A 6,524-nucleotide genomic window follows, 5' to 3' on the forward strand; every position below is an offset into this window, starting at 1 on the left:
CGTCCCGTCGGCTTCAGGAAAAGGCAAGAAGGATGCTCACTCTAGGAATTTGCTGACCGCCACTGCTCAAAGCTCTCCTTCGCCGTGCGGAAGACCGCACCGCAGCGCGGACACGTGATGATGGCCACTCCGTCGGCAAAGATGTGGTCCAGATCATCCTTTGGCAGCCGCAGGATGATCGGCATCAGCCGTTCCACCGAGCATCCGCACTCAAACACATACCCGCGCGTTTCCAGCAGCGTCAGGTGCTCGTCTGTTTCCAGTGCCAGCACCTGCTCCAGCGTCAGCGCCGCCAGCCACTCCTCGTCACAGTCCGGCTCTGCAGAGATCTGCACAAACTCCTCCTCCTCCAGGCGGAAGAAGCGCGTCAGCCGCTGCTCGCTCGTGGTGTAGAAAGTCTCCACCGCTTTGAGCATGTCACTGCCTTGAAATTCGATCATGCTCTGCCGTGTGGGATGCTCAGGCCGCGTCGTCTGCGCAATGAAAAGCGCCTCTCCCTCCTGGCGCACGTCCTCGGTGAAGACACGCCCCGTCACCCGCCCCGGCCTCGTGCTCCCCGTCACAAACAAGTTCGCTCTCTGCGGCTCCTTCACATGGATCGTCCACGCGCAGGACTCGTCCTGCGGGCGCGAGCAGAGGTGCAGCGCCAGCCCGGCCAGCGCATCCTTCAGCATCTGGTCCAGCGACTCCTTGTTCTGGATGCCGTGCTGCATCAGGTGCAGGTAGTAATCCAGATACAGCGGGCTGAAGCGCCCGCGCACCAGCAGAGCGTTGCGCTTCCGCACAAAGTAGGAGCGGAGGTCCACCACGGAAAGATCCGGTTCTAGCATCTGACTCATGCCTTGCCTATCTCACCGGATGCCCGGCGGCGCAAGTGGCGCAGGCGTCACTTCCCGGCCATGCCGCGGAATTTCTGCCGGTACGCACTCGGCGTGGTCCCCATCACCTCCCGGAAGCGGCGGTTGAAGTTCGCCAGGTTGCGGTATCCGCAGTCCATCGCGATGTCCGTGATGTTCGACACATCCTCCGCCAGCATCCCGCACGCACGGCCGATTCTCACCTCGTTCACATACTGCGGCACCGTTTTGCCCGTGCGCGAGTGGAAGAACCGGCTGAAGGCCCCCAGGCTCAGGTGCGCCAGCTTCGCCAGCCGCTCGCGGTCGATTTCCTCGGTCAGGTGCGTGTGGATGAAGTCGATCACCCGCTCCATCCGCCCCTGGTCGGCGGACTCCAGTTTCGGCTCAAAGTTCGAGCTCGCCAGCGGCTTCAGTTCCTCGGACTTCGCCAGCGCATTCAGGATCGCCAGCAGCTCGATCACCCGCCCCAGCCCCTCGCTGTCAGCCAGTCGCTTCATATGCTCGGTCACCGCCGTACGGGCAGCCCCGCGCACCTCCAGTCCCCGCGCCGCACGCTGCAGCAGCCGCTTCACCGGCTCCATTTCCGGCAGCGCCATGAAGTCACGCCCCAGAAAGGTCTCGTCAAAGCGCACGATGATCGCATTCACCCGGCGGGATTTCGCACTCGTGTCCTGGTGCCATACATGTGGCAGGTTGGACCCGATCAAAACAATGTCCCCGTCCGTCAGCGCCCCAATGTTGTCTCCCACCACCCGGTGCCCACGGCTCTCAATCGCCAGCGTCAGCTGATACTCCGGATGGAAATGCCATCGCGTCCCGTAGTCCATCGCCCGCACCACCTCACAGTGAAAAGACTCCCACTGGCGTTTCGGCACTTTTTCAAAAACAGGCTTCATGGCGGTGTAGTTGCTGGATTCTCGATGCTGGATTCAGAATAGCTACTTCGAAGATCGGCGCACCTTGGCTCAGCAGTGGCACCCCAGTTTCACGCAAGGCGTCCACATGATCAATAGCTTCGTCATTCGAAGCCAGCACCTACATTAGGCGCAGCACAAGGGCTCGGCCAGCCGCCAGATTTCGAGGTCCTGATAGCTCTTGCCGCCATAGAGCCTCGAATATCTGGCATCTAGTTGCTACTCGTCGTCGTCCTTATCTCCTTCCCCGGCCTTCTGTCCGCGCAGCATGGCTTCCATGAAGGAATCCAAGTCGCCGTCCATCACGTCGGAGATGTTGCTGGTCTTCACCCCGGTTCGGAGGTCTTTGACCATCTGGTAGGGCTGGAAGACGTAGCTGCGAATCTGTGACCCCCAGCCGATGTCGCTCTTCTCGCCATACTGGCGGTCCAGCTCGGCTTTGCGCTTGTCTTCCTCGATCTGGTACAGCTTCGCCTTCAGCATCGCCATCGCCTTCGCGCGGTTCTTCGGCTGGCTTCGCTCGATCTGGCACGCCACGATCACGCCGCTCGGCACGTGCGTGATTCGCACCGCCGTCTCCACCTTGTTCACGTTTTGCCCGCCTTTGCCGCCGGCACGGTACGTGTCAATTTTCAGGTCTTCTTCGCGGATCTGGATATCGATGTCCTCCTCTGAGTCAGGGGTGACGTCGATCGAAGCAAAGCTGGTGTGGCGCTTCTTGGCCGCATCAAACGGGGAGATGCGCACCAGACGATGCACACCGCGCTCGGCCTGGAGATAGCCAAAGGCGTTTTCGCCGATCACTTCCAGCGTCGCAGAGCGCGTGCCCACGTCATCGCCAGCTTCATGATCGATCAGCTCCACCTTGTAGCCGCGCCGCACGCACCAGCGCTGATACATGCGCATCAGCATGTCCGCCCAGTCACAAGCCTCTGTGCCACCGGCTCCGGAATGGATGGTGATAAAGGCATTACCACGGTCAAAGGGTCCTTTCAGCAGCTGGCTCAGCTCAAAGGCACCGACGTCCGCCTCGAGTTTCTTGTGCTCCAGCTCCACCTCACGCCACGTCTCCATGTCACCAGCCTCCTTGGCCAGTTCGATGAGTCCGTCAAAATCACCAGTCCGCGCTTCCAGATCCTGTAGCGGCCCGATTTTCTTTTTGATGACATTCGTGCGGTCGATCGTCTTGCGCGCCGCATTCGCATCATCCCAGAAGCCAGGGGCCGCCAGGCGGTCCTCTAGCATGGCCAGCTCGTCTTTTAATTTCGGTACGTCAAAGATACCTCCGGAGTTCCCCCAACTTGGCCTTGAGGGCGGTGGTGTCGAGGGCCTGGAGGTCGGTGAGGATGGTCTTGCTGGTCTTTTCCATGATGCAGCGTAGATAACGGCTCGGCACACGAGTTCAACGCCTTTTGTCATCATGGAAAAAACCGAGGCCATCCTCATCGGGCGCACACGCTATGCGGAGAGCAGTCTCATCGTGCACTGGTGCTCGCCGGATGTCGGTCTTTTCAAGACCATCGCCAAAGGCGCCCTGCGTCCCAAATCACCCTTCTCAGGCGTGCTCGACCTCTTTGTCTCCGCCGACCTTCGCTTCGTCCGCAGCAAATCCAGCGACCTCCACACTCTCGCCGAGGCCCGCTGGACCCATCCTCGCCTCGGCCTCCGCGAGAGCTACGGCCGCGTCCTCGCCGCCACCTACCTCGTCAAATTAGTGAGCCTCGTCGCCGAAAGCGGTTCCCCCATTCCCGAGATCCACGACCTCCTCGTCAAAGCCCTCGACTACCTCGCCGCCAAAGACCCCGTCCCCGCCCTCATCACCCGTTTCGAGCAGCGCCTCGCCGAAATCCTCGGCATCATTCCCGGGGGCGACTCCGGCATGGCCTCAGCCGCCATCGAAGACAGCTTCCACCGCAAGCTGCCCGTGCAGAGGCGGCAGCTCGCGGATTGGATGATGAAGCATTGAGCTGGCCGCTGCTGAGTGGAGCATCCTTCAAGGCATCAATGGTAGTAAGGCAAATCAATCCTTCCCACGACCTTCTTGTTTCGATCTGTCAAAATCAACGTGTCGAAATACGGCTCCAGGCGGGGTTCATGGTAGTATTTTTCATCATCGACAGTGGACAATAATTCCGCATCTGGAAATCCTTTGTTCAGAGGCACAATCTTGAAACTCGCTCTCCAGTGCTTGTAGGCTGACAATCTATATCCATCATACATGTCCCAGTGTTCCGATTGAGATGCGTATCCGCCACGAGCTCCACCCATCCAACGTGTGCTCGGCACCCCAAATAATCGGAAGTGATAGAACACTTTCTCTCTCGGCATACCCTCAGATGTCTTTGCGGCCCTGACTTTATTCAGTGCCTCCGTGTAATTTAGCCGTGGAGAACGCGGCTTCGGCGTCGAGCATGAAACAGCCTGGACAACTACCAACAGAATGATCATCCATTTGGCCAAGGTGTTCATATTCGTTTGGATTTACCTCAGCGCCGCCTCAATCGCCGCTTTCAGCTCAGGCGAATCCGGCTCCACATCCGACGTAAAGCGCTGCAACACTTTCCCGTCCTTGCCGATCAGAAACTTCTCAAAGTTCCACCCCACCTCGCCGCCCACGGCAGACTGCAGTGCCGCATACAGCGGGTGCTTCGCATCTCCCTTGATCGCCACCTTCGAAAACATCGGAAAGGTCACCTTGTAACGCTCGGTGCAAAACGCCTTGATGGCCGATTCCGCACCCGGCTCCTGCCCTCCAAAGTCATTGCAGGGAAACCCCAGCACCACCAGCCCCTTGCCGCTCATTTTCTGATACAGGTCCTCCAGCCCCGCATACTGCGGTGTGTAGCCACACTCTGAGGCCACATTCACAACCAGGAGTACCTTCCCTGCATAAGCCTTCAGCGTCGTGTCCTTCCCATCAATATCCTTGATAGCGATATCCTGGACGTTGGTGTCGGCAGCCACTGCAATGGAAGTCATGAGAAGGGAAAGAAGAAGCGATTTCATATTCAGGTAGGATCTACGAGCAACAAACGGAGAACGGCACACCATTCACACTTCTGGCTTCGTCATTATTTCGTCATTCGGATTTACTCATTCGTCATTTCTCTTCCACCATGCTGAGGAAAATATCCTCCAGCCTGCTGCCCCGCTGCTCATGTTCCTTCCGCAGCTCCTCCAGCGTCCCCAGCGCCACCAGCTTGCCGTGGTGGATGATCCCGATGCGGTCGGCCAGTTCCTCCGCGATGTTCAGCAGATGCGTGCTCATCAGCACCGTCGTACCCGCCAGGCTCCGCTCCTTGATCTCGCGCTTCACCGTGCGCGCATGGATGGGGTCCAGCCCCACCATCGGCTCGTCGATCACAAACACCTTCGGATCATGCAGCAGCGCACTGGCGATCCCCAGCCTCTGCCTCGTGCCGTGGCTGAGGTTCTCAATCCGCTGCCGCGAATGCTCATGCAGCGCAAACTTGGTGAACAGCGCATCCGTCTGCGCCCTCGCCTTCTCAGGCTCCATCTCAAACAGCTCCGCGATAAACTCCATGAACTCCACCGGCGTCAGCTTCTCATAAAACACCGCCACATCCGGCACATAGCCCAGCAGCGCCTTGGCCTTCATCGCCTCCTGCTGCACATCATGCCCGCACAGCCTCACCTTGCCGGCATCCGGCTTCATCAGCCCCGTCAGCAGCTTCATCGCAGTCGTCTTGCCCGCGCCATTCGGCCCTAGAAAGGCAAACAGCTCACCGGGTTGGATGGTCAGGTTCAGCCCGTCCAGCGCCCGCAGCTCGCCATAGTTCATCGTCAGGTTTTCGATCTCGATCATGCGTCAGTTAAAAAGTTCCGTTCATTCCGCCCCCTCCTGCAGCCCGTGTATCGCAGGCTCCAGCAGCACATAGTCGCTCGGCAGGTTAATGCGGGCCAGCTCTCCCGCTTCCGTAAAGATCATCTTCACCTCGTGCATTCCCATCACCGGCAGCGTCAGCACAAAGCACTTCCTTTGCCTCCCGGCCAGCACCATCTGCCCCTCGCGTGCCTGCAGCTTCATCGCATCGGGCGAGGCCTCATTTTTCGCCAGCCCGCCGCTGATCATCGAAAGCATTCCCGGCGCGCCATCCAGCCCGCCAGCCCCTCCGAAATTCATCAGCATCTGCACATCCTTCGAGCTCATCACCACACGATCCCCCTGCTTCACCAGCAGCTCGGGCGTGGGGTTTCTCTCATCCCACGAGAGCTGCATGCTCGCATCCCTCTGTGGAAAGGTGGCCTTCAGCCCCAGATGCTGCCACCGCTCGGCATCAGCCAGCGTACAGCCCATGTTCCATGCCGCCAGGATGCTGTGCGCAGGCACTCCTGCTTCCGACTCCTGCTCCACGGACCCATGCGAGATGATGTCATACACCGTCTGATGGTTCGGCTTGATCCGCCGTGCCACCTGCAGGTTCGCATGCCCCACCTTTTCCTTCTGATGGTACAGATGCAGCGTGCAGCCAAAGTTTTCCGACTGTCTTAAAAACAGATCAAAAACCATCTTCGGGGGCACCACCGCAAACCTCGACTCCTCTGGAAAATAGCTGTCACGCACCAGCAGCCCGGACATCACCGACCAGAACATCACTGTAAGGACTGCCACGACACGCCAGAGCATGATTTAAATACTAGTATTGTGTTAGGTTAGTTTACCGCAAAACTTTTCAATCTTTTCGAAAATGCGTTCCGCAGTGGCGGTCCATACAAAAGGCTTGGGATCTTT

At 58.9% G+C, this 6,524-nt stretch carries 8 protein-coding genes; 1 reads left to right on the top strand and 7 read right to left on the bottom strand.

From position 1 onward, the window contains the following. Positions 1-41: 41 nt before the first annotated feature. The 3 genes from HNQ65_RS19905 to prfB all read right to left on the bottom strand — a co-directional run bounded on the left by HNQ65_RS19905 (position 42) and on the right by prfB (position 3,140). Complete coding sequence (locus tag HNQ65_RS19905) at positions 42-839, bottom strand: Hsp33 family molecular chaperone HslO (protein ID WP_246438441.1); 798 nt, start codon at positions 837-839, stop codon at positions 42-44. A gap of 47 nt (positions 840-886) precedes the next feature. Further along, entirely contained in the window at positions 887-1,753 is an 867-nt protein-coding gene (locus tag HNQ65_RS19910; protein WP_184342266.1) for a helix-turn-helix domain-containing protein, read from the bottom strand. 237 nt (positions 1,754-1,990) lie between these two features. Continuing rightward, a protein-coding gene (gene prfB / locus HNQ65_RS19915) for a peptide chain release factor 2 (RefSeq protein WP_221306225.1) occupies positions 1,991-3,140 on the bottom strand; the annotation gives its coding sequence in 2 pieces (ribosomal slippage) (positions 1,991-3,052 and positions 3,054-3,140; 1,149 coding nt in all). A gap of 51 nt (positions 3,141-3,191) precedes the next feature. Between prfB and recO the strand changes: the two genes are divergently transcribed. Continuing rightward, a complete protein-coding gene (recO, locus tag HNQ65_RS19920) occupies positions 3,192-3,737 on the top strand; it encodes a DNA repair protein RecO (protein ID WP_184342268.1) in 546 nt (181 codons plus the stop codon). 35 nt (positions 3,738-3,772) lie between these two features. Here recO and HNQ65_RS19925 read toward each other — a convergent pair whose 3' ends face one another. The 4 genes from HNQ65_RS19925 to HNQ65_RS19940 form a co-directional block, all read right to left on the bottom strand. Then, a complete protein-coding gene (locus HNQ65_RS19925; protein ID WP_184342270.1) occupies positions 3,773-4,240 on the bottom strand; it encodes a hypothetical protein in 468 nt (155 codons plus the stop codon). Positions 4,241-4,252: 12 nt separating this feature from the next. Next, entirely contained in the window at positions 4,253-4,750 is a 498-nt protein-coding gene (locus HNQ65_RS19930; RefSeq protein WP_246438442.1) for a glutathione peroxidase, read from the bottom strand. A 121-nt stretch (positions 4,751-4,871) separates the two neighbouring features. Continuing rightward, entirely contained in the window at positions 4,872-5,597 is a 726-nt protein-coding gene (locus HNQ65_RS19935; RefSeq protein ID WP_184342274.1) for an ABC transporter ATP-binding protein, read from the bottom strand. A gap of 21 nt (positions 5,598-5,618) precedes the next feature. Further along, positions 5,619-6,419, bottom strand: coding sequence for a hypothetical protein (locus HNQ65_RS19940; RefSeq protein WP_184342276.1), 801 nt, complete (start codon positions 6,417-6,419; stop codon positions 5,619-5,621). Positions 6,420-6,524 lie beyond the last annotated feature (105 nt).

It is taken from the genome of Prosthecobacter vanneervenii (assembly GCF_014203095.1).
Lineage (GTDB): Bacteria > Verrucomicrobiota > Verrucomicrobiia > Verrucomicrobiales > Verrucomicrobiaceae > Prosthecobacter > Prosthecobacter vanneervenii.